Origin of the sequence: Buttiauxella cochleicola (assembly GCF_021282435.1) — a bacterium.
GTDB lineage: Bacteria > Pseudomonadota > Gammaproteobacteria > Enterobacterales > Enterobacteriaceae > Buttiauxella > Buttiauxella massiliensis.
On the sequence record NZ_JAJSOT010000001.1, the window covers coordinates 895,732 to 920,504 of the forward strand.

General features: G+C 45.9%; 24 protein-coding genes and 3 pseudogenes. 8 read left to right on the forward strand and 19 right to left on the reverse strand.

What is annotated here, in order from left to right:
- Positions 1–33: 33 nt before the first annotated feature.
- The 3 genes from LVQ77_RS04030 to LVQ77_RS04040 form a co-directional block, all read right to left on the reverse strand.
- Positions 34–1,452, reverse strand: a complete 1,419-nt coding sequence (locus LVQ77_RS04030) for a hypothetical protein (RefSeq protein WP_370644945.1) — start codon at positions 1,450–1,452, stop codon at positions 34–36.
- A gap of 631 nt (positions 1,453–2,083) precedes the next feature.
- The gene (locus LVQ77_RS04035) at positions 2,084–2,959 is read right to left on the reverse strand and encodes a hypothetical protein (RefSeq protein WP_232903740.1); all 876 of its coding nucleotides are present in this window, start codon (positions 2,957–2,959) and stop codon (positions 2,084–2,086) included.
- Between the two features lies 1 nt (position 2,960).
- Complete coding sequence (locus LVQ77_RS04040) at positions 2,961–3,155, reverse strand: AlpA family phage regulatory protein (RefSeq protein WP_232903741.1); 195 nt, start codon at positions 3,153–3,155, stop codon at positions 2,961–2,963.
- A 193-nt stretch (positions 3,156–3,348) separates the two neighbouring features.
- Here LVQ77_RS04040 and LVQ77_RS04045 point away from each other — a divergent pair, with 193 nt between their 5' ends.
- Positions 3,349–3,843, forward strand: a complete 495-nt coding sequence (locus tag LVQ77_RS04045; RefSeq protein ID WP_232903742.1) for a hypothetical protein — start codon at positions 3,349–3,351, stop codon at positions 3,841–3,843.
- Positions 3,844–4,088: 245 nt separating this feature from the next.
- Here the strand turns inward: LVQ77_RS04045 and LVQ77_RS04050 are convergent, their stop codons facing one another.
- From LVQ77_RS04050 to LVQ77_RS04085, 8 genes and pseudogenes are all read right to left on the reverse strand, one after another.
- Positions 4,089–5,042, reverse strand: coding sequence for a tyrosine-type recombinase/integrase (locus LVQ77_RS04050; RefSeq protein WP_370644946.1), 954 nt, complete (start codon positions 5,040–5,042; stop codon positions 4,089–4,091).
- Positions 5,043–5,100: 58 nt separating this feature from the next.
- Complete coding sequence (locus LVQ77_RS22235; RefSeq protein ID WP_232903938.1) at positions 5,101–5,343, reverse strand: DUF905 family protein; 243 nt, start codon at positions 5,341–5,343, stop codon at positions 5,101–5,103.
- Between the two features lie 12 nt (positions 5,344–5,355).
- Positions 5,356–5,718, reverse strand: a pseudogene (locus tag LVQ77_RS04060) (TA system toxin CbtA family protein); the annotation flags it as partial.
- A 56-nt stretch (positions 5,719–5,774) separates the two neighbouring features.
- Entirely contained in the window at positions 5,775–6,131 is a 357-nt protein-coding gene (locus LVQ77_RS04065) for a type IV toxin-antitoxin system YeeU family antitoxin (RefSeq protein WP_232903744.1), read from the reverse strand.
- Positions 6,132–6,192: 61 nt separating this feature from the next.
- The gene (locus LVQ77_RS04070) at positions 6,193–6,624 is read right to left on the reverse strand and encodes a DUF2787 family protein (RefSeq protein WP_232903745.1); all 432 of its coding nucleotides are present in this window, start codon (positions 6,622–6,624) and stop codon (positions 6,193–6,195) included.
- 90 nt (positions 6,625–6,714) lie between these two features.
- Positions 6,715–7,203, reverse strand: a complete 489-nt coding sequence (locus LVQ77_RS04075) for a JAB domain-containing protein (RefSeq protein ID WP_232903746.1) — start codon at positions 7,201–7,203, stop codon at positions 6,715–6,717.
- A 22-nt stretch (positions 7,204–7,225) separates the two neighbouring features.
- Positions 7,226–7,768: a hypothetical protein gene (locus tag LVQ77_RS04080; RefSeq protein ID WP_232903747.1), complete on the reverse strand. Its 543-nt coding sequence runs from the start codon at positions 7,766–7,768 to the stop codon at positions 7,226–7,228.
- A gap of 176 nt (positions 7,769–7,944) precedes the next feature.
- Positions 7,945–8,325, reverse strand: a complete 381-nt coding sequence (locus tag LVQ77_RS04085; protein WP_232903748.1) for a hypothetical protein — start codon at positions 8,323–8,325, stop codon at positions 7,945–7,947.
- 122 nt (positions 8,326–8,447) lie between these two features.
- Here LVQ77_RS04085 and LVQ77_RS04090 point away from each other — a divergent pair, with 122 nt between their 5' ends.
- Genes LVQ77_RS04090 through LVQ77_RS04100 form a run of 3 tightly spaced genes read left to right on the forward strand, consistent with a single transcriptional unit; the run spans position 8,448 to position 9,563 of the window.
- Positions 8,448–8,699: a helix-turn-helix domain-containing protein gene (locus LVQ77_RS04090; RefSeq protein ID WP_232903749.1), complete on the forward strand. Its 252-nt coding sequence runs from the start codon at positions 8,448–8,450 to the stop codon at positions 8,697–8,699.
- Between the two features lie 19 nt (positions 8,700–8,718).
- The gene (locus LVQ77_RS04095) at positions 8,719–9,237 is read left to right on the forward strand and encodes a hypothetical protein (protein ID WP_232903750.1); all 519 of its coding nucleotides are present in this window, start codon (positions 8,719–8,721) and stop codon (positions 9,235–9,237) included.
- A gap of 11 nt (positions 9,238–9,248) precedes the next feature.
- Entirely contained in the window at positions 9,249–9,563 is a 315-nt protein-coding gene (locus LVQ77_RS04100) for a hypothetical protein (protein WP_232903751.1), read from the forward strand.
- A gap of 393 nt (positions 9,564–9,956) precedes the next feature.
- Here LVQ77_RS04100 and LVQ77_RS04105 read toward each other — a convergent pair whose 3' ends face one another.
- From LVQ77_RS04105 to LVQ77_RS04120, 4 genes are all read right to left on the reverse strand, one after another.
- Positions 9,957–12,011, reverse strand: coding sequence for an AAA family ATPase (locus tag LVQ77_RS04105; protein WP_232903752.1), 2,055 nt, complete (start codon positions 12,009–12,011; stop codon positions 9,957–9,959).
- On the reverse strand, positions 12,012–12,455 hold the full coding sequence (locus LVQ77_RS04110; protein WP_232903753.1) for a hypothetical protein: 444 nt from the start codon (positions 12,453–12,455) through the stop codon (positions 12,012–12,014).
- Positions 12,455–13,378 carry a hypothetical protein gene (locus LVQ77_RS04115; protein WP_232903754.1) on the reverse strand — a complete coding sequence of 308 codons (924 nt, stop codon included), beginning with the start codon at positions 13,376–13,378 and terminating at the stop codon, positions 12,455–12,457. Before LVQ77_RS04115 ends, LVQ77_RS04110 begins: the two co-directional genes overlap by 1 nt.
- Before the next feature lie 507 nt (positions 13,379–13,885).
- On the reverse strand, positions 13,886–14,464 hold the full coding sequence (locus LVQ77_RS04120; RefSeq protein WP_232903755.1) for a hypothetical protein: 579 nt from the start codon (positions 14,462–14,464) through the stop codon (positions 13,886–13,888).
- Positions 14,465–14,534: 70 nt separating this feature from the next.
- Here LVQ77_RS04120 and LVQ77_RS04125 point away from each other — a divergent pair.
- From LVQ77_RS04125 to LVQ77_RS04130, 3 genes and pseudogenes are all read left to right on the forward strand, one after another.
- Positions 14,535–14,750: pseudogene (locus LVQ77_RS04125) on the forward strand (dsDNA nuclease domain-containing protein); the annotation flags it as partial.
- A gap of 28 nt (positions 14,751–14,778) precedes the next feature.
- Positions 14,779–14,841: an SEC-C metal-binding domain-containing protein gene (locus tag LVQ77_RS22320; protein ID WP_370644972.1), complete on the forward strand. Its 63-nt coding sequence runs from the start codon at positions 14,779–14,781 to the stop codon at positions 14,839–14,841.
- An 11-nt stretch (positions 14,842–14,852) separates the two neighbouring features.
- Positions 14,853–15,113: pseudogene (locus LVQ77_RS04130) on the forward strand (ketopantoate reductase C-terminal domain-containing protein); the annotation flags it as partial.
- Positions 15,114–15,269: 156 nt separating this feature from the next.
- On the opposite strand, the gene LVQ77_RS04135 reads toward LVQ77_RS04130, so the two are convergent.
- Positions 15,270–16,964 carry a hypothetical protein gene (locus tag LVQ77_RS04135; protein WP_232903757.1) on the reverse strand — a complete coding sequence of 565 codons (1,695 nt, stop codon included), beginning with the start codon at positions 16,962–16,964 and terminating at the stop codon, positions 15,270–15,272.
- 312 nt (positions 16,965–17,276) lie between these two features.
- Between LVQ77_RS04135 and LVQ77_RS04140 the strand changes: the two genes are divergently transcribed.
- A complete protein-coding gene (locus LVQ77_RS04140; protein WP_232903758.1) occupies positions 17,277–17,615 on the forward strand; it encodes a hypothetical protein in 339 nt (112 codons plus the stop codon).
- Positions 17,616–18,035: 420 nt separating this feature from the next.
- Here the strand turns inward: LVQ77_RS04140 and rdrD are convergent, their stop codons facing one another.
- The 3 genes from rdrD to rdrA are packed head-to-tail and all read right to left on the reverse strand — an operon-like array spanning position 18,036 to position 24,231.
- Complete coding sequence (gene rdrD / locus LVQ77_RS04145; protein ID WP_232903759.1) at positions 18,036–18,773, reverse strand: antiviral RADAR system accessory protein RdrD; 738 nt, start codon at positions 18,771–18,773, stop codon at positions 18,036–18,038.
- Positions 18,774–18,784: 11 nt separating this feature from the next.
- Positions 18,785–21,529 carry an antiviral RADAR system adenosine deaminase RdrB gene (rdrB, locus tag LVQ77_RS04150; protein ID WP_232903760.1) on the reverse strand — a complete coding sequence of 915 codons (2,745 nt, stop codon included), beginning with the start codon at positions 21,527–21,529 and terminating at the stop codon, positions 18,785–18,787.
- Positions 21,529–24,231 carry an antiviral RADAR system adenosine triphosphatase RdrA gene (gene rdrA, locus LVQ77_RS04155; RefSeq protein ID WP_232903761.1) on the reverse strand — a complete coding sequence of 901 codons (2,703 nt, stop codon included), beginning with the start codon at positions 24,229–24,231 and terminating at the stop codon, positions 21,529–21,531. The genes rdrB and rdrA overlap by 1 nt, the downstream gene beginning before the upstream one ends.
- Positions 24,232–24,773 lie beyond the last annotated feature (542 nt).

The window sequence follows — 24,773 nt, forward strand, 5'->3', positions numbered from 1 at the left end:
CCCTGGTACTAAAGTCTGGCCCAGTATGATGAGTTAAACCCGTTTGGCATTGACGGGGGAAGCCCTTAATTGCGCGACTGTTACAGCTTCATTTTTCAGGACTATTTGCAAAAAAGGATGATTCCAGTCATTCTCAGCTAACTTCCGCAGACTGACAAAGCCATCGTGTTCCAGCGCACATACTCTGTCGTGGCTTGCAACGTAATCGTACACCGCCCGGCTCTCAAGCCCTTGAATCATATGTGCCAGCAGCTTACGGCGCATCTGCATAGGCTGCCATGCCTTTTTGGCGCTAAAATCCTTCCAGGTACAATTAAAGCCCTGTCCCACAGCATTCCTCACACTACAGCCGTACTGGTTGGTGGTTCCTGATGCCAGATAATCGTCAGTTAGTCGCTTCAGGTCTTCCCGCAGCGGGTTCATCAATTTCTTCCAACGTTTTAGCACCTTTTCAGCCCGAGCCTTACCCAGACGTTTGTTCAGACGTTTCCTTACTGAACTTTTCAGAGACAGGCTGACAGACCCGGCGCTGAAGACGGCTGAAAACCGAAACGATTTCACATCTTCTTCATTCACCTCCAGCTTTCTCATAATGTACTCCGTTTCCAGACGCCTGAGATTTTTAGGAGACACGCCTGTGCGCATCAGTTCATGGCGAAGAATTTCCAGCTGGCTGCTCTTAATATCATAGTTGTAACCCTGGCCCAGGCACGCCCATTTCATGCCTTTCGGCAGGTACTGGAACCCCTTACCCACCTCAAACGAGCGACCGCCCAGCCTCGCGGTACGGTACGCCTGCTGGTACGCCACAATCAGTGGCCTGACGTTGATAATCTCTACGCCAGCACTGCACAGGTGGCTGATAAAATTGTGGAAATACCCCATATTCACGGACGTAGGGTGTTCATTGCAGTACGCCATCAGGGCATCGATATTGATGGGCAACGTCTCGAGCTGCCCGTAAACCGCTTTTACTCGCTCCCGGAACACTGGCTCCGGTATGATTCGCTTTGCCACCTGGTGCTGCACGGCCGGGGGACGCTGTGATGCCTGAACAAGACGTTCCTCCAGTGTTAACGGCCCCTGCCGTTTATGGTAAATATCGGTCAGGTAACAGTAACGATCATCCCGGCTCAGATAGGCCGTTCTCTCCCCCGGAAACAGTGCGTCAAGAAACGGTTTTGATAGCGCAAATTCACGGCATTTATGGCGTTTCGCATCGTGGGCAACAATCCTGATGAGTCCGGACTCATCCAGCTTTTCCAGTGCCCTTTTGAAAGGAAGGTCACGGGAACGCCTGAACACTGCCGGGGCAACACGCTCTCCCAGTGCATATGGAAACGGAACCGAACAACTCCATCGTTTGTTGGCTCTGAAACGGGCTCGTTTGCGCGTATTACGACTCGCCGTGGCGCTACAGATAAGATGCTGCAAAAGTACGGCGATTGACATGTAATAGGCTGGCTTACATCGCCCGTCGCAGTCCTCATCAAAGGAGACGCTGAATACGGCCTCCCTGAAAATGTTCAGCGTTCTCTCCGTCACGAGTATATTGTTTTGTGTGCAGTAGGCTTTCATTTCACTGTGCTCCGTTTAGTGTATGCACTGCCTCTTTACAGGCTGCGCGTTTGCACAGTGAATTACGGTTGCACAGACTAGCCTCACATCTGCCACTCCCATTTTTTTGGGGGTTATCTCAGGTGCGCAGAATTCCGCAAAACAACACGTTGATGTCAACGCGATCGTCGTTGAGGGTGTCGGTGGGAGGTATTGCCACTACTGATATGTATTGTATTAACCATACTATAGCCACACACCTGTTCATGACTGTGTAGAGGCGTGCCTCAGTATATATCTCAGGGTGCTCATTTTTTTGGTCGTGAAGAGATGAGAAAGAGGAATTGTACCTTTGGTGTTATGGCTTATTCTTTATGATTGCGGAGCCACTCCGGCAATGACGGGGAGGAAAACAAAAATCTGAGTAGTGTTGATACACCCATATAGATATATATACCCATTGAGTGTATCAACTGATGGCTTCCATGCGTCTAAACGCTTATGGACATTCTTGCTTATGGACAAACTACTTACGGGTTCTCACCCCAGAAGTAAATGTCAGTCCAGTAAACCCCATCTCATCCTGCTTACATAATGCCCGGGCCAGCAGAACAGGCGGCAGCCTGTACTTGGGAGTTTTCCGCTCCCCTGTGCCATCGGTATAAGGGCGTATCTCCTGCCACATCCCCGTGAAGCAATAGGTAACTTGTCTGTCAAAATTCTTTATTGTTTGACTTTCCATTGGACGACTGATTATCCCCACTCTGGCATTCATATTTTTCTTCCTCTTCATCGCCTTTCTCAGCCTTTTGAGTGCACCGGGCTCTCTCGGCATCAGCAGATGCAGATGAGGCATCCATCGCTGGATATCAGTGTGAAAATCCAGCTCGTAGCTACCCACTACTTTGCCCGTAAACCCGGCTCTTTTTATCATTTTGTAGACCCGTTCCCGGAACTTCTTATGGTCCCAGCTACTAATCTCGTGTTCTTCCAGCATTGCATCGTAGTAAATCAACGTAACCACCCAGTAGGCCCCTGGTTTGGAACGAATCTCTGCCAATTCGGTCAGCTTACGTAGCCTGTGCCAGCGAAAACACTGTGGACAGGCAGCACTACCACATGGGTTTTCTATAGTGCATGCCATTAGCTTGCTCCGTAGCTTCCGAGCACATCCACGCCACGCTTTTTGCCCCTTTTTTACCGCGGAGCTTTCTCCAAGATTATCACTTCGGTTCTTCCGTACAGCTTTTTGAATATACTTGATACGGTACAGGCGCTCCTTCTCCATAGCTGCCCAGGTTTCAAACCGGGGAATGGTAAGAGCCAGCTTTTCTAGTTGGCGCTCTTCATCGGTCAACAAGCGGTACACTTTCGGGTCGATGCTTTTAGCTGAACCAAACATATCAGCACCCTCCCTTGGAAATACGGGAAGCAATCCACTCACTGACTTCACTTTCCAGCCAGGCTACCGCTCGCCCTCCTGTAAGGGATTTTTGGCGTGGAAAAGTCCCTTTCTCCATCATGCGATACAGCGTTGCACGGCTAATAGCACAGCGCCCCAGTACGTGTTCAATCTTTACCAGTTTCATGTCGTTCATGTGCTGTATTCCTCAGCAATTTTAAGGAACGCTTATTCACAAGATTGAAAACTGGGCTTCTGAGATAGCTTTTGAGGTTCCGGAAGACATATTTCACCGCGAAGTGTCGGGCCGACATTTAATTCAGATCAATGTCGGCCCGACACATTCAATGTTAAAATGAACAAAACGGATTCATTAAAGGAAGCACAACATGGCAGATAAAAAGCAACAGAGCCGCCAGAAGCGGTCAGAAAAAAGGAGAAATGATGCCGGACTGACTCAGGTAAAGGTCTATCTGGATCAAACCACCCTGCAGTTACTGGAGTTACTCCAGAAAGATATATCTGACGGGGATATAAAGCGGGATGAGCGCAATATGTTTCGCAGTATGGCTGTCACAGCCAGCATCCATAGATTGGCAAAAGAGCGGCTGAATGAGCATCTGGTATCTGGTGTTATGGAAGAGCATATGGGTGCGGATTGCAATCCAGACGAAGCGATTGGCAAGCCACATAAGTTCCTTCTGCGGGCCATGATTAACCATATCTACAGGAACGGAACATGCCCTCAGCATCGACGCAGGCTTGCAGAGGTAGCTGAAACTATGAACGAAACCAGTTTTAGAAATCCGAGGGAAACAAACCAAGGATGGAATGAAATTGATATCAGTCGCTATGTCAGTAATGACATCATGCTTGAGAAATGACTCCCCGGTGTACCAGGTATGCAACGACGGGGCTTTACACTGGAGCAAATGTCGTAGAATCACTATACCGGGAAGTTCGGAATTGTCATTCATCAGGGGTGGTGAATTGACCGTGCTTTCCCGGTAGCTTAACTGGTAGCATCAAAACTCTCCGTTACCCTGTTTTTGGACCATTAAAAATAGTCTCTGGCCCCGTTTTTGGGGTTAAACTGCAGACAGCGGTGAATATCCCCCACCCCGACCATCTACCAGCAACGAAATGCTCTGGAAACGTTGTCCACAGCGCTCCGGTTTCGACAGTCATAGCGGGTGGTTGTCGACACGTCAGCATGCCCTGCCAACTGCCGCACAATGTTGATATCAGCCCCCTGCTCCAGTAAACGCGTGATGAACGTCCGGCGCAAATCATGGGGAGTGAAGTATGCCACCTCCGCTGCATCCCGCAGTTGTGCCAGCAGCCCTGTCAGACCCGTGGTGGTGAGCCTCTGTGCGCCCGAGCGGTCAGCACGGCTGATGCGACTGAACAACGGACCGTCACGGCCTCCCCTGACTTTCAACCAGCGCCTGAGCTGTGTGCGCACTTTCCTGGCAAGGTGGACTTCCCTGCTTTTACGCCCTTTGCCTTCCCTTACACGCAGGATGCCATCGGTAGTATTAATATCCTCCACATTTAACCCCACCAGCTCACTTGCGCGTAGCCCGGCCCCGCATAGAATCAGCAAAATGGTTCTGTCGCGCTGGCAACGCACTGCAGGAAATGCTGCGGCGGCGTCCAGCATCGCTCGGACCTCCCCACTGTCCAGCGCCCGCCCCTGGCGCCGTGCATTGCCATTGACACGCCTGACAGACCGGATGCGCGTTAGCCTGTCGGCGTCCAGTTGGCCCATACTGAACGCGGCTCCGGCGACGGATTTCAGTGCTGACAGCGCCATGTTCACCGTGGCAACTGCGTACCCCGCATCCAGCAGGTACGCACGCACCCGCATCACACTGGCATAGTCCAGCATATGCCAGGGATAGCTGTCAGTTGTGGTACCCGGCCTGAGTATGTCCGCACAGTGCCGCAACTGGCTCTGCATCCCCCTGCGCCCCGCCGCTGTCAGACCATCCAGCCACAGTCGAGCGGGGTTTGGGGCTAAGTTTTCCACAGCGCTGGCAGGGCCATGTCGTGGAGTGTTCTGAGTGATTTTTGTGGTCATTATCCTCTCCCTGAAAATGGGACTGTCCCCGACGCCAGTACGGTGCCGGGGAATGAAGTCAGCGTGATTTCACGCCATGGCTCAGCAGATACGCATTCAGTCCCTGCCCCGCATCAGCCTCAAAGTTCCACGCCCGCCAGATAAGCAGGCCGCCAGCATCGCGTATCACCAACCGGAAGTGGGTAAGCTGGTCATCTTCAATGGTGACGTTGCGATATGCAGCAGCCACAATTTCAGCTTCCCGTCGGGTAAATGAATCTGGCGGGAGAGTTAGGCTCTTTGGGCTCCTTTGAGCAGGCACATTGCCACATGGTGGGAAAGCCTCCTGAGTAGTGCTTTTTACCGACTGGTAACAGCCTCGCGTCAGAAGCCCCGCGGCCTTTCGTGCACGCATGACATCAGTGGATGTGATAAGCGAGGACCGAGGGGTAAAACTGAAGCTCTTCTGGTCGGTGCGCACCAGGTCATACTTTTCAACTACGGCGTTCAGGGCGTCTGCCAGCGAAACCCCGGCATCAATGTGCTCCTGAATAACGCAGTCATCGCCAAACGGTGTGTCGTTGAGAGTCAGTCCATAGTGCTGACTGAGCAGATGCGTCAGCAGGGTACGCCAGACCATAACGGGTGACGGGCAGCACTGCGCCGCCCGCGTCGGCGAATCGGGTGATTTTTTCATATTGGTTATCTCGTAAGTCAAAAAAGAAGGGGTTAACGTGGATAGTTCTGTATGGCTCAGGCTTTTACCGCTGGAGTCGGATAAATGGCGATATACACATAACCACAGGAGCCGAGCGTGTCAGCCTCGCAGGTCAGCCCTTTTGCCTGCAGCATCACGCCGTTCGCCCTGCGCGGATCCAGCTCACCGGACAGCAGCAGGCCCTCCATCTGCTTCAGTAGCAGCGGGAAAGCCTGGTCCAGATGGCGCGCGTCACTCTCACTGAACGTAGAGGTGAACCCGGCCCGGTCGGCCAGAAAATGCAGACGACCGCCCTCCTGTACCAGGCGCGCCCCGAAGCGCGGTATCACGTTGAGCGGAAGTCCCCACTGTGGCGTGAGCGCAGGGTCAGTCAAATCAGTTGGATTCGTCATTCTGTGTATTCTCAAGTGATGCACTGCCGGTGCATCGCTACCGGCAGTGCATGGTGGTGATTCAACTTTCCCACAGCACACGGGTGGTGTAGACCCCGCCGGCGTGGTAGCTCAGGAAATTGCTCTCCCAGAGCTTATAGAGTTCCCGGGCATCCCTCTGCGGCATGTCGCCTGTCCGGCAGTGCCAGACATAGCCCTGTGACCAGCTGATATCGATGATTTTCTCCAGCTCCGGGTACACCGTGCCGACATAGCCAAAGTCAGTCGCGTAGTCCAGGCACCATTCATCCTCCTGATGCACCAGCCGGATTTCGACCGGGTGATAACCGCCCCGCTCCGCACTATAGTCCGGGTCACGAAAGTTGAGTGTCACGGCGGGGATATGGTGTTTATGGGCGGGAATGTCGCCCGCCTCCGTCATCAGCAGTTCGAACAGATGCAGACTGACAGGCAGCAAAAAACCTGCCGGTTGAATAACGGCATTGATGTTCATGAGCAAAACCTCATTGTTTACAGTTTGAAATTGATGAAGGGGTAAAGCGGATGTGTCTTAACGTGGATAATGTGTATTAAACCAGCTAACTCAGAGCAGTCCGTGCTCGGCAAAGGAATACACGCTGTCGCCACCGACGATCAGGTGGTCTATAACGCGGATATCCAGCAACGCCAGCGCGTCCGTAATTTTCTGTGTAATGAATTTATCGGCCTGGCTCGGCTCCGGCTCGCCACTGGGATGGTTGTGCACCAGTATCACTGCGGCTGCATTATGAATCAGCGCCAGACTGACGATTTCACGTGGGTAAACCATGGTCTGGCTTAGCGTCCCGGTGAACAGTGTCTGATAGCCAAGAATATGGTGTTGCTGCGAAAGCATTATCACACCAAAAGCTTCACGAGTTTCCAGCGCCAGCTTCATGACCAGCCACTGGCGAACATCTTCAGATGAAGTGATTTTACGGCGATTGCGAAACTGGCGGGACAGCAGCGTGTGGGCAAAGCGGATAATCTCTTCGCGGGTCACCGGCTCCTGGGTCTGGTAATGACCGCTACGGTCACAGTCAATAAACGTCATGGTGTACTCCTTACCTTGCAGGTCAGAATTCACGTTCAACAAAGTAGATGGCATCGGGCAACAGCGTGTGACGCTTCAGCTCCGGCTGGACTGAAAAAGTCTCTTTTCTCTGGCTACGAATCCCCAGACTGTCAAACAGAAACAGATGGGTAGCATTAGTACGAATCACCACTGACCAGTGCCAGGTGGTGCCCAGAATCACCACTCGCTGCGCATGATTCTCAGGTTCAGCCAGCCAGTCGCTTATATGCTGGAAAATCTGTCGGGTACGCAGAGAGCGTGAACGAAACGGGGTATGAAAATGCAGGGGGTAATGCCGGGAGTAGTGACCTGTGAGAAGAATGCTGTTGATGAGATGGTCCAGTTGTTCTTCATCGAGGCCAAGGGTCAGAAGGTCAAATAAGTCCCATCGTCGCCGGTAGTTGTCGAGCAGACGGTACATCAGTTTTTCTCTCTGTACTCTGCCATCGTAGAGATAGCTCATGGTGTTAATTAGGCTGTATATACCGCACAAATAGTCGTGCTGACCCTGGCGGGACGCCTGCACGTCTCGGGGAAGTTTCATTTTAACGTTCCGGGGATGAGTTGATGGCTGAAAGTCAGCCTGGATGATGGTGTGGTAGTGGCTGGCGCATGATGGTCACCACTGTATTAATTATAGCAAAATCAATGAGTTATTGCAAACAATTCTCATTCCCATCCATCGGGACTGAAAGAAGCCCAGCCATAGCAATTCGCCACTCAGTCGAGCTTTGACGCTGCTCCAAGGTCAGCCGCCACCTGCGTCAGCGCCAGTTGCAGGAGCTTTTCCCTGGAGGCTGGTTTCATGGTACGAAAAAGCTGTATCCACAGATTGAGCTGCTCGTCTGTTGAGGAGCCAGCGGCATCCCTTTCACTTTGCAGTGACATCCCGGCTGCGCTGATATGGTACAGAAAGCCCTTCCCTCGTGTTCGCTTGCGTCGAATTTCAGGGTGCAGTGTCGTCAGCTTTTCCAGTCGCAGACGCGCCCCTTTTGCTGTCCCCGGCATTCCTTCCATCCCCACAAAACCTTCTGCCGTCAGCCATTCACCGCCATCAGAAAATTCATCACCGTCTGTTACCGTCACGTTCTCAGTACTCATAAAAATTTCACCTCTTATCAAAGCGTTAGTTAAATGAGTGCAAATAACCCACAAAAGGAACTTGATAACTTCCCTTTATTCGCTTTTAATGATTCAGGTACTTACAACCTGGAGTTAATACATTGAGTAACTCAACAGCTTCGCAAAAAAAGCGAACTAAGGGAAGTGTCGAAAACTGGCACCGGGCGGATATTGTGGCGGCCCTGCACAAACGGGGGCTCTCACTGTCTGCGCTTTCCCGCCAGCATGGGCTGGCTTCACGCACACTCAGCAATGCCTTTGAGCGTCACTACCCACGTGCAGAAAAGATTATTGCAGATGCGCTGGAAACCACACCAGAGTTCATCTGGCCCGATCGATACATCAGGAACTGATGAAAGGAGATAATACAAAATGAAGAAATCCGCAGTTGTTCTGCTGCTGGCCATTTCCGGATGCGCCAGTGCAAAAACATTACCGATGGAGACATTGCAGGTACTCTATGATGCCTACGCAAACCTGAATAGCTGCCATAAATTTGGCTACATTGGTGATGAGGTATTGAACAGCCTTGATAAGGTCATACAGGCAAACCGCTATCAGGATAATTTAGGGAACGTAACGGCTTTAACGCAGGATAACATCAACTATTACCACTCACTTCATGACCAGTTCATTCTGGACCAGCAATCAAAAAGCTATAGCATTAACCAGAGCGGGATACGGTTTCAGATAAAAACATTGTGCGACCAGCTCAATACCACGTTGGGTGATCGGTTAGGGGTTAAGGCCAACATTATTTCCCCGGATAATTTGCCTGAAAGCGCAAAGCCTGTTTTTAGTAAAGAGAGTAATCACAACGCTCCGACTATCCCAGAGGACCGCCCCATGACATGGGAAAACAGTCCGGTGCAGGGTATTCAGGTACGCTGAGGGAAAATACAATGAATAAATGGATGATGACTGCTTTGCTCACCATAACAGCCTCTGCTCATGCTATCGCTGCATATCCCAAAAGCCAGCCTGCACAGGCTGCTGAAATCATGGTCAGAACGTGTCAACAACAGCGGACTGGTATAGATAAGGACAAGGCAATCAGTAGAGTTTACGATGCAGTAATTGACTGGCCCATCGCCTCCACAACCGAAGTTGCAGCCGCAATAGACGAAGGATGGAATTTTGCTGTACAGAATCCAGGTATTAAATGCGACAGGGTTTATCTCATGATGATTGACATGCTGGTTGCGAAAAAGGGGTGAACACCAAACTTAAGTTGGCACAACTAATCTGCATTAGTTAAAGTTTTTTCTGCCGATGTGCCCGCTCGAAGGACTCGATTATATCAAACCTGCTGTTATGAGCGAATTACAAACCTGATGAAAAAACTAGTTAACAGCACAAATACGTTACGTCACATATAATTTGTATAGCTTTCCAATTCTGGTCTGCCACTGCATAAATAATTTAGCGTTTGCAAAGCCAAGAGCAGAAGAATCATTGCCGATAGCTTACCGGACACAGAAAATTGATGTAGGTAAGGGAGTTATACTAACAAATCAGGTTTATAGTAGCACACATCAAAGACAATTAAAGGCCATGTTAGTGGCCTTTAATTGTTATTTTACAAATAAAAATTATCGAAATTAATAAAATTAACACTCAACTTCTTCAGCAGTAATTAACTTACTACCTAATTCGATCAGATTAAAAACAACGTCTTTAGTCGATTCTACAAAAACCTCTTCACTTTCATCAAATGAGGCCGCAACAATACACTGTAAACTTGGTTGACTAGCTAATGTCCGTAATAACTTATTAAAACCGTTAGTACCCATTGAATGTTGAGCGGGCTCATCAAATATTATAACACCAGGATGATTACCATCATTGTTTCTGGAGACTATGAAAACAGATATTAAATAAGACCAAATTAACCTTACAAAGTCACTAGCAGAAGAATCTGTTTTTAAATCAATTTTTTCTTTAGTTTTTATTTCGCGCAGTTCCAAGCCAGACAGGAACGGGGATAGAGTATCATAATTAATTTCCACATCTGCAACTGGAGCACTTCTATATCCAAAATCACTAGCCAGTTTTTTAAACGAAACATTAAGATCTTTCAACTTTTTGATATCATTTGAAGTGTAGGTACTTTTTGGTGTTTTTGATAGCTCACCAACTTTAATTTTATAAACTTGACTCATCATAGTCATTTTTTCTAACAAGTTAGAGATAGCTTCTACATCATTTGTTAAGCTTTGTATTTTCTCTTCAGCCTGTATTTTTAATCTTATATCCTTTTCAGATATAGAGTCACTATTCTTGATATCAATCTTAGATGATAAGATAACCCCTCGCACACGTATGATCTCCTCTCTAACAGCTTTTAGTTCCCGCTCTCGTTGAGAGATAATATGGTTTGAACCATCAATGTATTTTTTAACCATCCTGAGCTGACTTTCAAGGTATGCTATGTTTTCGATAATGCTCATAGGCTCAAAAGCATCATCCATTATTAGCAATGAATCTTTAATCGGAGAATGGCACGTAGGGCAAATCTCTTTTGCGATACTCAAATTACTTTCGGCACCAAAATCTTTGAGTTTCTTAGCAATCTTATTATTATTCAGATCTACAACTATTTGAGTTTTATTAACTTCATATTGAGAAATATTACTCTTTTCATTCAAAACATCACGATACAGCGCATCCTGTACTGATAATAATCGAGTTAATTCAGACTGCTCACTTTCGAGAGAGTTAATAAGTAATTCCGTTGTGGGTTTAATAGGCTTCCCAACATTCTCAACTTGACCGTTGAGTTCTATCAATTGTTCACTTATGTCAACAAGGTAATCACCTTTGAAATATTTTATACCAACAAGATCCTTATTAAAATCTACAGGCACTCTTTCATCAATACCATCAACAACTAAGGAATTTCTTTCTGAGATCAACCTTATTTCAGTTTTAAGCTCAGACCAATTATTATGAATTCTAGATATTTCACTCTGTATGGTATTAATCGCTCGTTCATTAGAGAAAGTGTCACAATCAAGCAAAAATTCAATTACTCTTTTTTTAACATTCCTTATTGCATAATAGGGAATATTTGCTATGTAATCAGTCCACCCTCTCTTCTGCTCAATAAATAAAGCGGCAAAGATCGTTTGAATATATAACTTACTCTCCCCACCTTTATTATCAGGCACTAATGGTAATTCTAGTCCTAAAAAATCCTCCAAGCATCTAAAGAAACCAGCTTTTTTGTGCTGTGCTGAACCTTTATCATGCAGATAAGTATATTCAACAGAGTACTTATCATTAGGTTTAGATAAGTATTCTCCATCAATAATCTTAACAAGTTTAGTATCATGATCCGCTGATCTTATAGCCCTGTTAATGGTAATAGTTCGCTTACCATTAGAAATCTCTACATAAACGGAAGATTTAATTATTGGAATTTTCCGACTACCGGCTAGATGGCTATCAACTATATGATCTCTCAAAGCATAAGGCATAGTTGATGCACCTTCTCCTCCAAGAAGTTCTTCCATACCAAATGCGTAGAATATAGCTTGAATGAGTGTGCTTTTCCCTGATGAGTTATTGCCCTTGATTATATTAAGACCATCAGTAAATGTACAATTAAAACCATAATCGCCGGAGTCAGTATCTATAGATAGTTTAAATTTATTAATTTTCATCTATTCTTTCCAAAGATTTGTAGCAGAATCAATCAGTTTCTCTGTTATTTTTAAACCTATTTTCTTTAAAAAAACAGTATCATCGAAAAATAAATCATAAGAATTGCTATTTCTTAGAAAAAGCATACCTTTAGGAGCAAGTTTGTATGAGGTACCGGACTTTATAATTAAACCTTCTGCGATAGCAAATTGCAACGCAAAATTAACAGAAGGTTCTACCCCCCAAACACTTGGTATTTCAAGTTTCTCTTCTACTGTTTTTAATAGCATTTCTTTACGTTGTTCATCTTTTAACGCCCATACAAAAAGATGCAATCTTATTAAACTTGAACATTTACCTCTAGATGCCAGATCCAATATCAAGAGAATCTGACAAATTTTAAATAAAGGACGAAACCCTGCATATATTGGCATAGGTTTGCGTTTAAATGTAATTCGACTCATTAGTATAACTCCAATGGACACAACGCTATCCATTTTGCAGCAAAGCTGTCAACAAGGGTATGTCTTTCAGAGTCACCAAGCATTGGAATAGATTCTTTAATTCTCAATGCTAAAACCTCCTTTATTTTTTCAATCAATTGCTCAGGCAATGCATCCCATGTAAGACACAACTCTTCTATCTCATTTTCATACTGATTGATGACTCTCGCCAATTCAAAATAAATTAATGCCGAATCCTTTTCAATTCGTCGTAACAACAAATCACCATCAAGAAACTTTTTTTCTGTTAATAGATTGAGTCTTTTGTGTTTTTCAAAATTTAACACGCCATTAGTAATGCATCTCTTTTCATTTTTTCTTTGGATATTTAATTCTATTTCCTCTGTGGCCGAAGTGAAATATTTAAGTTGCTGAGGAGTGATATCAAATGTTACCTTACCACTTTTTAACATCATGATTTCTTGAATTTCATGTATGTAAAAATCGACATCTTGAATTTCGACCTCAAATTTATCATCCAATACATCCAAATTTAACGACCTCATCTCATTCTGTTTTTTTACAACATGAGAAAGAAGCTCATTACGATTTATTTCTGGACATAAAAATATCCATTTTTTTATTTTGCAGTCACCAAGCCTCTTTTTTAACTCATCTTTATATGTATTGAGCTTGGCGAGATCCCTGGTAATCTTGTCGCGTTGCTTATCATAGAGTTCCTCCTGCGTATACATCCTCTCAGGACAGTAGCACTGGATTGCTATACCATAGTCTTTGACAAAACCTTCAATACCATAATCCCCTGGTGAAGCAGGCATTTCCTGATAACCAAATTGTCTATAAAGCTTTTTGAAAACTAACTGACAGATCTCTTCCCACGAGTTTCCATCCATCGGACCAATTTTAGTACAGTAAGAGGACATTTATCCCCCCCCTAGAACTCGACAGCAATTTCGTCATCAAAAGCATTAGCCTTCTAATTAGTTGTAGATTTACCCAATAACGATGTTGAACTGTATTTTTATACAGTTCAACATCGATGACCACTTGTTAAATATCTTACCAATTCATTAATAACTCAGGGATGTTCAAAAGGGAATAAGATCTCGTAGTTTTACATGTATTATTGAATAGCCACATACCTGCACCAGTATTTTATTGCGTCCTCATACACTATCGAGATAATATACGTGAACCTTTAACCATTTTTGCCCTCAACGTCATAATGAGTACAGAAGAAAATTTAGACTCTCACACTTCAATGCTGTGTTAATGCTTATAATCGTACCAATACTGCCGTTGATGTTTTCCGCATTCCGGCTCAGGTCAGCCACATCCTGCTATTTGTGTTCTTGTCCCTGATGATGCAGCAGCTGTCGCTGCTCTTTATTTAGTTCATCTCTATACATCTCCATCTTATTTGTAGCTCCCTAACGAGGCAAAATCACTGGCGTTGACGAGCACACAACCTGCCTCGCAGAATCTCTCGTCATAGCAACATAGAAATGCCGCGCATCCATCTCCTCGGGCGCTGTTATAACTGCTACCTCCCCTTCTAGCCCTTTTAACAACAATGTACTCCCTATTACACGGCGGGCCAGTGGTCGACTTTCGTGTCGATTACGTTCACGTTCGTTTACCGTGGCTTCGGCAAAAGTACACTCACCAGCAACTGCTGACAGCAAAGCACGCAAACAGTAGCGCAAAACATCTGGCCGATAGACCCACGCATTTTCCTGGCGAGTCAGCAGGCGCAACGCCTCTGCCGCCAGCGTAAAACTCAGCCCCTCCGCAAAAGCCACTAAAGCTGCTTCTGCAATTGTCGGCGGGTTGCGGGCTCGCCCTCTTCGTAGCGTCTCTAGGCGGAGCAACAATGCTGCGGGGCCAACCTGAGTCATGACGCCTGCGGCAAACTGCACCAGGCGCGTCAGCGCACCCGCAGCATCTAGGGTAAACGCAGCACCAAAGTCGGTGAGGTCGACCAAATCGACGGCTTCGACGGTTGCCATGTCTAAATTCCGGTGCATATCCTGAGATGTAAATCTGGGGCACTTCTGACAAGTAACATGAGGAACAAAAATGCTGGGAAGTGAAGACAAACCTTCGCCGGATGTTCTGGACTCTGCCCAGTTGGTACGTATTGAAGCCGTACACCGTGGATTTCTTTATCAACACTTGTATGCTGTTGGCTGCTTGCTGCTGGCACAAAGGGCCAGCATGGAGGCAGTGACCGTTGAGTTTGATGAGGATATTGAGCTGAATTCCGAGCAGGAGCACATTTACGTTCAGGTTAAAACCCGCCTGAAGCAGATCATTCCTAGCGATGTGTCAGGTGCGCTGCCCGTGCGGCTCGGGAAAAAAGTATAACAAATGTCATGGTGCCTGAGTACTGGCTTAAGTCGGGAGTGTCTGGCCGTTGCGCGAGCGGAAGGTGCGCAACTGAGCGAGCGGGTGGTGCAGGAGAATATTTATAATTTTCAACAAGCCCCGGCGGATTGGGGCACGTCCATTCCCCTGACCGGCAGACCAACCGCCCGCTGGAGTGGGATATTCGCAACGGCGTGATACAACGATACGGGCCACGCGCACGGCATTCCTGTGCCAATCAGCTACGTGCTGGTTCCGCTGCTGGCGGCAGGAAGTGAGGGGACGGGTTAATTGTGCGCAATAAATATCCTCCGGCATAGCCATATCTCTTATACACAAATCCTCCGGCCACAGTGTCGGGGGATTTGTGTATAAGAGACAGAGCCTAGCTGGGGTTTTCTGTGTACAACAAAAATCCACGCCAGGGCGTGGATTTATTCGTCACGTTCAGGATAAAAGCGGCTGTTTCAGAAGGGATCGCAGTTCGCGAATATCGACTATCTCTAGGGGGGCATCGCCTGCCGACAACGTCGAACGCGTGTGATCATCAAGCGCAAAACAGTCATACAGATGGTGTCGCAGCAGCACATCAGAAGCGTCGCTACTGTTGAATTTCTCCGCCAGTTTCCCGGCTCCCGCAAGACCCCAGTGCAGCCCGTGCTGGTGGAAAATATCCCATGGGAAATAGCGTGCAAGCACATCGCGAAAGCGTAAGCACTTATCAATGATGCGATGATTAAGCGGAGCCTCTAGCCCCTCGGCCATCATATTTTTCATATTCAGGCGTTCCTCAAGCTGCTTAATTATCAGCCCGGTGATTTTGTTCTTCGCATAACCGCGAACTTTCTCATAGGACTGTTTGATCGTCGATTCGCTTTCCCCTTCCGTTTTATATTGCGCAAGTTTCCTTTCGATGGAAATCTTGCCCGGAGTAGGGTGATACCAGTCCCAGTGTGAGAACTTCACGCCACGCAATATGATGCGTGCGGCCAGATAATCCTCTTTGTTGCCCAGCAATAAAATATGTGAGCTCTGCTCCACCCAGCCTTTATATTTCCAGATGGCCTGATACAACCATGCAGGCAAATCGATATCGCTGTACTTCCCGTAACTATTTTTCACTTCGGGTCGAATGGAGGCGAACAGCATTTCATTTAACTGGCGGAAGAATTCACCGCTGGCTTCGTTATTAATGGCTAAGGTAAAATCTTCAACATCTATTTGTATGGTGACGACTTTACGCTCTTTTTCCTGCTCCAAGATGCGGCCAAAATGGGTTTTGATATTTTCCGGCGGGGAAACCTGCATTCTGAACGGATGATCAAAAATAACGGCGGATAGCCCAATGGAAACGGGTATTGCACGCGCCAGAAAGAGGCATTGCTGCGCCGTGGCTAAAAGGATCTGATGGTTTACTTCGGCGACAATATCCGCCCTGTTGGCTAAAAAATGGCAATTAAGGTGATAGAACGACCCTTCCTGGAACGTTTTCCGTTGTACGTAAGCCTGGATTGTTTTCCTGCGCAACGCGTCAAACAAGACGCCATTTTCGGCAAAGGTGAGCAGTGCATCAATGGCGCGCAGCAGATTATCGTTAAAGACAATGCTTCTGACGATCAATTGATGCGGATAGCCTAATCGCCAGGCATTTAAGTTGTCCCAGGAAAAATTTTGCGCATCCAGTATTGTGGGGATCGCCTCTGTGGCGATCGTCAGAAACGGGTTTTCCACCGCATCCGGCACAAAGCTACCGTAATCCACCTTATGCACAGCGGCAAAATAAGCGTTGATTTTCCCGCCCTGATCTAGGGTATCAAATAGCGTGGTTGCCGCATTTAACGCCCTTCTCTTTTCATCAACCTGCGGGTTCCAGGCGGCGTCATTTCGTAAGGCATAATCGTCCGGGTTATGACCATAGCTTTCCTGGATTTGAGGATGAACCAGCACCTCTTTGGCGATCGTCACGACCTCATCCAGGGTTTTATTCGCCCGGGTATTAAGTTTGATGCGCTCCACCACCAGCAAAAGCTGTAACCATTCGGAACACACCGCCTGCAAGCAGTTCACAAACGGATTTTTATGAATAATGCGCGGATAATCGTTCACTTCCTGAGCGATCTCATCAATATTTTCAGAAGCCACTTAGCCTACTCCTTTATTCATTAAAGGTGTCAGCCGTGCCCGCTTCCACCCAAAGGACCTGTCACCGTGCCGCATATCCGCTGACGAGCCCTTCCCTGACAAAAATTTAAATATCACATGAATAAATATTGATTTCAATCTTATTTAATTTGTAGGTTTTGACTATCAGTTTTTTAATTTGATATTTTAATAGCTTTTTAGATGTTATTCCTAAACACAAAAATTAAGTTGACTAAATATAGATAGTTAAATAGCGTAAATGGCACGCTGATACCAGCAGCGTCATTCATAAAGCGAGAAATGGAGTGAAATATGATTAAGTACACAGCAGGTGCAATGACAATCACCCTCCCCGAGTCATTCACTTACGAAGGAGAGTGCGTTGAGTTCTCATCATCCAGTCTGAGCGCCGTTTACGGCGAACATGCAATACCGGGCGATGATGCTATTGGGTTCAATTTATCCTATGAAACGAGCGGTCGTGGTTCGGTGGTAAACGGCATTACCGTGGACAGCTACGGTGAGGTTGTGGTCCACAGCGGCCCGCTGGATGAGCCGGAACATTATGAGAGTTTTGATGACGCACCGTTCGATACCTATTTCGAACCGCCCGCAGAGTTTATCGCCGGGATCGCCATTGATTACCGCTGATATTGGAAGAGTAAGCGCGCGTTGTCCTGCACATAAGGTTAAGGCGCGCTTAGCTGGCCTGGCACGTTTATTTCTGGTTAGGGGCATGCATTCGATACTGTCTGCATCAGTACGTAGTAACCCGTGCATTAAACAAAATGACGCTTGTAGGGATGCCAAAAAATGTGCGGATTGCCTAAGATAATGATTGATATGGGACAGTTTTATCTAAACTCGATTTATTCAACAAAGCCATTACGAATGTAAGCCAACTCTAAAATAAGTACGATAATGAGTACATATAAATTAAATCAATCAATAAGATAAACTTGAAATCACGGTTCAACGTGTACGTCTGTTTTAGGGCAACATTGCCCTGATGGTCTGACAAAAACCCACGCAATTGCGTGGATTTTTTATATAGGATAATATTAAAACCTATTAAGCTTTTAGATTATTTTCAATCAATGTCATAAAATAGGATGTATCGCTAACCGTATCCTGGTTTTTACTGTAATCGACTTCATCAACAAGCTTCATATACTCGATAAAATGAGATTCTTCGAATTTAATATTCATTTTCCCTCGGAGAACATTCAATTCATCGAGGCGCTCTAACCTTCTGATATAAAGTTTGATACGTTCATTTTGACGTGTCACCCCCAATATACGGTCAATTATCAATGGTAACAATGTCAAAATGAGAAACACGATAAAACCATAAAATACTTTATTATCGGTGCAATAAATAAAAACAAATAAAAAAACATGCGAAATAAAAAATATAACATGAGCAAGTAATTTATAATTTAACTTACGAGACCCAACAACTCCATTCGCATCCTGCGGACTGTATTTACAGTTGAAGCACCTCCACTGCATGAGTAACACTACAACAAAAATAACAATCCCCAGCAGCAGGCAGCCACTGAAGGATATGCTGAAGGTTCCAAGCATACTATTCACTTTCTCAACCCCAATTTTCTTCGTCAAACTCAGACAAAAGAAAAAAGTGAAGAACATGAGGAACGGAATAGCATAAAGCGAAATTCTACGTATCAGGAAGCGAGGCCAGTACGACAAATACTCTTTTTTCCGTAAAATTTTCAACTCTTCTTTGAGCTTAGATTGTAACCCATTAGCATCCGAATATTGTAGGAAAGGCAATGTACCACTCACGATAAAATCCTCTATTCAATAACTTCAAATACATTTAAATGATTACGTTGAAATTGCTCCAGCCCGTAAAGTCGCAGCCTTTCCAACCAATATTCAGCCATAGTTCGACTGATGCCACGCTCAATCGCAGCCTCTCGCAGCAGTAAAAATTCCGTCCGTAATGTCGTTGGCATAATCCCAGGATCGTCAGTATTGACCAGAACTCTTACAGGCCCTCTACGCAAACCATGGCGATTAAATTCAGCACCTGGTTTTAAGAGTTCCTCATCCGGCGGGTTCCAGCGAAAAATAGGATGTTCCACGTGCTTTTTGAACCGAGCAATATAGACGTTTGACGTCGGATTTGTTTCGATAATTAACCCGTTACGATCGTAACGATCGAGCAAATAGTCCTGTAGTGCATGCATAAACTCCAGCTCTACTGGTGTATCAATATCCTGGAGGATATCTTTACCACCACTTGCCTGCTGACTCAGTTTTCCAGGGTTCCCCAGACCGATTAGCTCTTGCGTGCTCCATTCATCGGCAACTCGAATAACCACCAGCTGCGGAGAGAGATCGACAAGTAGGCTGGAGTGTCTTTGTTGATAAAGCTGCGCCGCCACATTGTCTTTATCACTTAACGTTAACCAATCTGGCAGCGCGCATTTCTCCTGCGAGGTCAACGGCGCTCCACCATGGAGTTGCTGGAGGCGATACGAGCAATTACGCCGCAAAAGCCAGGCCCGGTAGAGCGTATCAGGCGTGATGCCTTTTAGAGGTAGTTCATCAACGCGTACTCGTTTATCCCCCACGCTATTGTCTATTTGAGGAAGTCTTTCTTTACACCAATCACACCTCGCAACAAAACGCGCAATGCGCCGCTCAAAAAGAGGTAATACCGCCTGAGCTAGTGGCAACGAACCCGACAAAACCGTGGCATAGTGCCACTGCCAGACAAGATTATCTAAATGCTCATCCACCGGAAGTATCATTTCACCATGCCGCTTCGCCCAGAGCGCAGGTTCAATTCCCAGCGCGAGCGCATGGCCCAACCGATCCCCCTCTCGCATTTCGCAGAAGCGCACCGTTTCATCGATATGACGTAACCCTGACGCCGGATGTGCGTAATCCTCCCCGGCATGGATGCTGAAATGAAAGCTCGTACTGGCGCGGAGCCCATCGGGTACCGGATATAGCCCACTGCGCAGCCATCGTAGCATTGGTGCAAAACCCGCAATTTTCAGCGCATTTTCATCCCCTGCAACATCCAGACCCCGAAACCAATTCGAGGGCTGAAAATGAAAGTGCGGGTTGCGTTTCCCCCCTAAAAAAACCGGGTGATTCCAGCCATTATGGCTGTAGAGCTTCTGCAACAATCGCTCTGCTGCCTTCCAGTTGGCCTGCAAATCGGCCTTTGGTCGCTTGCCGCGGCTTGCTGTTTTAGAGCGTGAAAAATGTCCACAAAACTGCCAGCGCTCAAGAGCTTCAATGTAGCGTGACGTGCGTTCGTCTGGCTTAATCTCATGTTCACCAAAAACATACGGCGGAGAAATGGGCGGTACACCGAGGGTGTTGAGCAGTGTCGAGGAAAACCCTGTTACCATTTCATGACCAAAAGCATTCGGGGATGCCTTCACTTCGGCCATATCGTCTTTGCCGGCAAACAGATAACGCATATTACTGCTGTCAGTTTTCTTACCCGAGCGTAACGCGCCGCCGAAATAGCGTTCGGTAAAACGCGTAAGCCCCTGCCCGTCCATAATAATGCGGCGCCGTAGTGCATTAACCGTAAGCCAAAAACAGAGTATTGCCGTGCGCTCCAGCGGGTGAGTGTCTTTCAGCTGGTAAGAGTGACAAAGGTAAAGCTGTAGCCACAGCCAGCGTGAAGGATGCTTTCGGTCTGAGGCATGTGCCAGTTGGCTTAATAGCCAGCTAGGGCTGACGTTTTCATTGCCACGATTCTTTTTAGCGAGAATTAGCCAGTCCGGGAGATTCTGGCTCGTCCTCATCGGGTCACTTAAGGTCGCATACTTATCGGAAACCGTTTCACGATACTCCGCAATATTCTGAAATTGATCAGAAACCGTTTGAGGAGGGTCTGAAAGTAACAGTGCAAGCAAGGACTTCGCTCGATTTAACAACAGTGTTAAACCATCGCGCTCTCCATGCGCCCACAACGATGCTTTTTTGCTTTTTGGCAATTCAATCTCTTCAAAAAGATAACCATCCAGGATGGTATCTCCCGCCGTCACCCCCCCCAGATGGACGTGCCCCTCCGCAAAAGACTTGCTCGAACTGGCAGGTGGTGCGAAAAACGGATTCTGTGCCATCACCACCCTGGTGATGTCCGACTTGCGTGGAGGAGGACTTTGCTGCAGCCAGTCACCAAGACGCCAGCCCGCAAGCAGAGCCGGATCAAGCTCTGCAGCTATCCGCACGTAGTCCTGTACCTTATTTTCGCGATAATAGAGCAAATCACCATTGCGCAGTAGCAGCTGTTCTGCAATGACCTCAAGCCAGGGCAGTGCCGGGCTGGTCAACAAGCCGTTGTCACAGATGTTCCCCATTAGCTGACGCACATCGGTCAGACGGTAGGTACGAGGGTAACGGCTATCAATACTCTCAACGAGCAGCTGGTAGCACTCCTCCTGCAATGACAACCAGTGCTTAAAATCCGTCGGCGGCGATAACAGGATCGCCCAAAAGCGCCGCGACAAGCGCTCGTCGGTGAAAAAACACCCTGCTGCATGTTCACTCAGCGACCGAGTTAACATTATTTGTCACCACTTGAGTTAAGTTCACTGTATGCATCTAGCAGTATTCTCACTGCCGGATCGCTATGAGAGAACTCATGGGTTACATTATTGATAAATTGATCGGCCTCTTGTGGAGATTTGAACAATCCCGTTAGCCGCTCTTTAATAATTTTTTTTGTTAACTTTTCATCCTCATCAATATCTAGATTGTCAATAATAAATCGCCGAGCTTTGGTCAGCTTTCGCTGATTAATTATTTTTTTCGCATCATCATTATTTTTTGATGGCTGTTTAAAATCCGCTAATAATACTGCATCAATCCATCTTTTGAGAGGGTGTGAGCTCAGAACATAACTGACAGTTCTACTCATCTCACCAAAAGTCTTTCGGTTCAGAGCACTCCGACTTGACGGCCCTTGCTGTAAATTCTGTTCAGGAGTAAATGGTCCGAGATTGGTACGGAAATTAGCATGTTGATAGAAGTTTCTTGAAGAGTTAATATTAGTCGTCGCTACCACGTCTGGTAACCCGAACAACTCACCTTTTTCAAAACTACCGAATGCCGACCATGTTGAATAAAATATACGACCTACAATATTAATTGCCTTAGTAATATCCTGCATACCCTTTTGGTCGATAGCATTGCTTGCAACCTGACTGTATACTTTATTGAAAACTTTATATACCATCCAAGGCGATATTTTTAATCTCTCAACATTATTTTCTTCTCGCCATGTTTTAATATCATCATCAAGCAATCTCAATGAATTTTCTAATTTATCTTCACGGTCATAAGATTCTTCTTTTTCGAGATCATCCGCAGTACCTCCAGAGTCCTCCCCATCAGGTTCATTAATTTGTAGTTTTTTAGTTGGAGCAAGAGCGCTGGCAGAATAAAATGGTGACCGTTGTATGATTCGCTGCAAGTCTGATAAATCCAAATCTGATATCAAGCTGGCAATGATAATTTCAAAAATACGTCCGATATTAAGAACAATAGACTGTTTGGCATTAGTGTAGAAATTTCTTTGAGTTAAAGTACTGATGAGAAAAATTGCCTTATCCTTCAATTCTTCATTAGCGTCATTACTCTCAACATCTTCCCAATACTTCCATCTTAACCCAGAGTTAATACCCATTTCTGCAATAGGGTAAGGCAGAATTGTCATCTTTCCTTTGATTACTGAAAGCCAACCTTCTGGTAAGCTTTTTGATAATTGCGACTCCCAATCTGCTAAGCTTTCTCCCGCATTAAAAATGGCGAAGTCAGGACGTTCCTGCATCAAAGGCTGGAAAAGCGCGGTATCAAATATGGAATTGTTACGATTTTTACCTTTCCGCCATTCAATCCAATTAAGATGAGCCCCAAGGGTTAAATAGACTGCTCCTGCCTTCGGTTCGAACTGGAAATAGCTCAACAACCTATTTATCCACTCAATATCATCAAACTTACCGTTACCCTTACTTTCCGCTCCTAATTCAGAATATTGCGGATTCCAGGCTATATATTTTTCATTGAAGATTTTGTATGCATCAGCATACTCTCTCTTAGCTTCTTTACTTAGCTCCCGGTGTTTCAAAGCAAAAGCTTCAATTACTGGGCGTGGAACATCAGGCATCTGCCACCAACGGCGAACAGCAAGAGGAGTATCCATACTTTTAAGTTCTGGTGGGAGTTCTATTACTAAATCACCACAATGATGAATGAACTGCGTTAGGGCACGTATCGATGGGATCGGTATCGGTAAATCGCTACCCTCAAGGCCGTTCACCGGACCGGTGATAAATATCTTCAGCCATGCCATAAAGTTACGCAGAGGAATACCGTCTTTGTTCAGAGTAACATTGATACCGGCTTGCTGCCAGTAATCACTCACAGCAGGCATACTCAGTCTACGCGGCAGTGGTAGAATTTTACGCTGATACTCAATGGCCAATTCTTTGGCGATATCATAAGACTTCTTACGATTATAAGATGAGTCTTTATTAAGTCTTCCATGAAAGTCACGCCAACAGACTTCATCGTAAAGATTGCGGTCACCGCTCACAATCGGCAATACATACGGACAGGTAAGATAGCGACGCAATATTTCCAGGTTTTCAAATGCCCGGTTAAGTGATGTATCTACATCATCAATCGGAAGTATTAATAATTTTTTGCCAATCAACTCTAACGCAGAGATTAAAAACTCCTCAACACAATTTGCCAGACGCTTGCTGCCATATAACGAGCGAATTTTATCCATCCCGCGCTGACTTTGTTGCAAATCAACCGATTCCAGACCATGGGCTAATTCTTCAAGCTTTTGAGTGAACGCCCTAGATTTATTAATGTCTCTGCACTGGGCAGCTTTTATCTCCTTATCCTGAAGTACGGCAGCAACAATGATATGCAAGAACAGCGATTCGCCATCTTCAAGCAGAGTCGGATCGATAGGATCGAGAATGTGAATCTTCCCAGCAAGGTCATTATAGTTACTCTCTAGGTAATCACTTAAATTCACAAGCACAGAAGTTTTACCCGTCCCCCTTTCACCGTCTATCGATATCGCCTTATGACTGCGCGTTTCGTTGAGCGATTCCGAGTTTTTCGGCACATCATCAACAGCCTTTGCTATAAACCGAGCTAGCTGTTCGTAAATTTTACGGGGAAGTAAGGTATCTGGATCCTTAAGGACCGCAGACTCTCCGCTGTCTAATGGTATGTATATCGTGTTCACAATAATCCCTTTATGCTCGTTTTTGATGTGGGAACAGAGGATGAAACTGTGAATTTTGATACAAAAACAAATAAAATCAAGATCGTAATTAGAACAATCTCAAAAACAATTCAATTTCTAATCATTTCAATCCGTGACAGTAGCCCGCTATAGAAGAGTGAATTTGGCCTGCTCTCCTGGATTTGACATATCACCATTAACAAACATAAGAAATGGTGTAATAAATCCTAATGCATAAGAATTGGTCGGCGCTGCGGTAACTAACCCCCAGATAACAACATCAATAAAAGTGAGTACATTTATGAGTATAAAAACATATACCAATAATTATTTCATTAAATAACAAATGGTTAACTTATAAATCACGGTTCAACGTCTAAATAGCTTCTGTTGTCTCATGAGATTTCATTGAATCTCATGAGGGCCGACAAATCCCATAAAATCCACGCAATTGCGTGGATTTTTTATTTAATCGTATCTTAGATGATATCGAAAAAGCACATTACAGATGAGTATAACAACGGTATCGATAATGAGGGGTT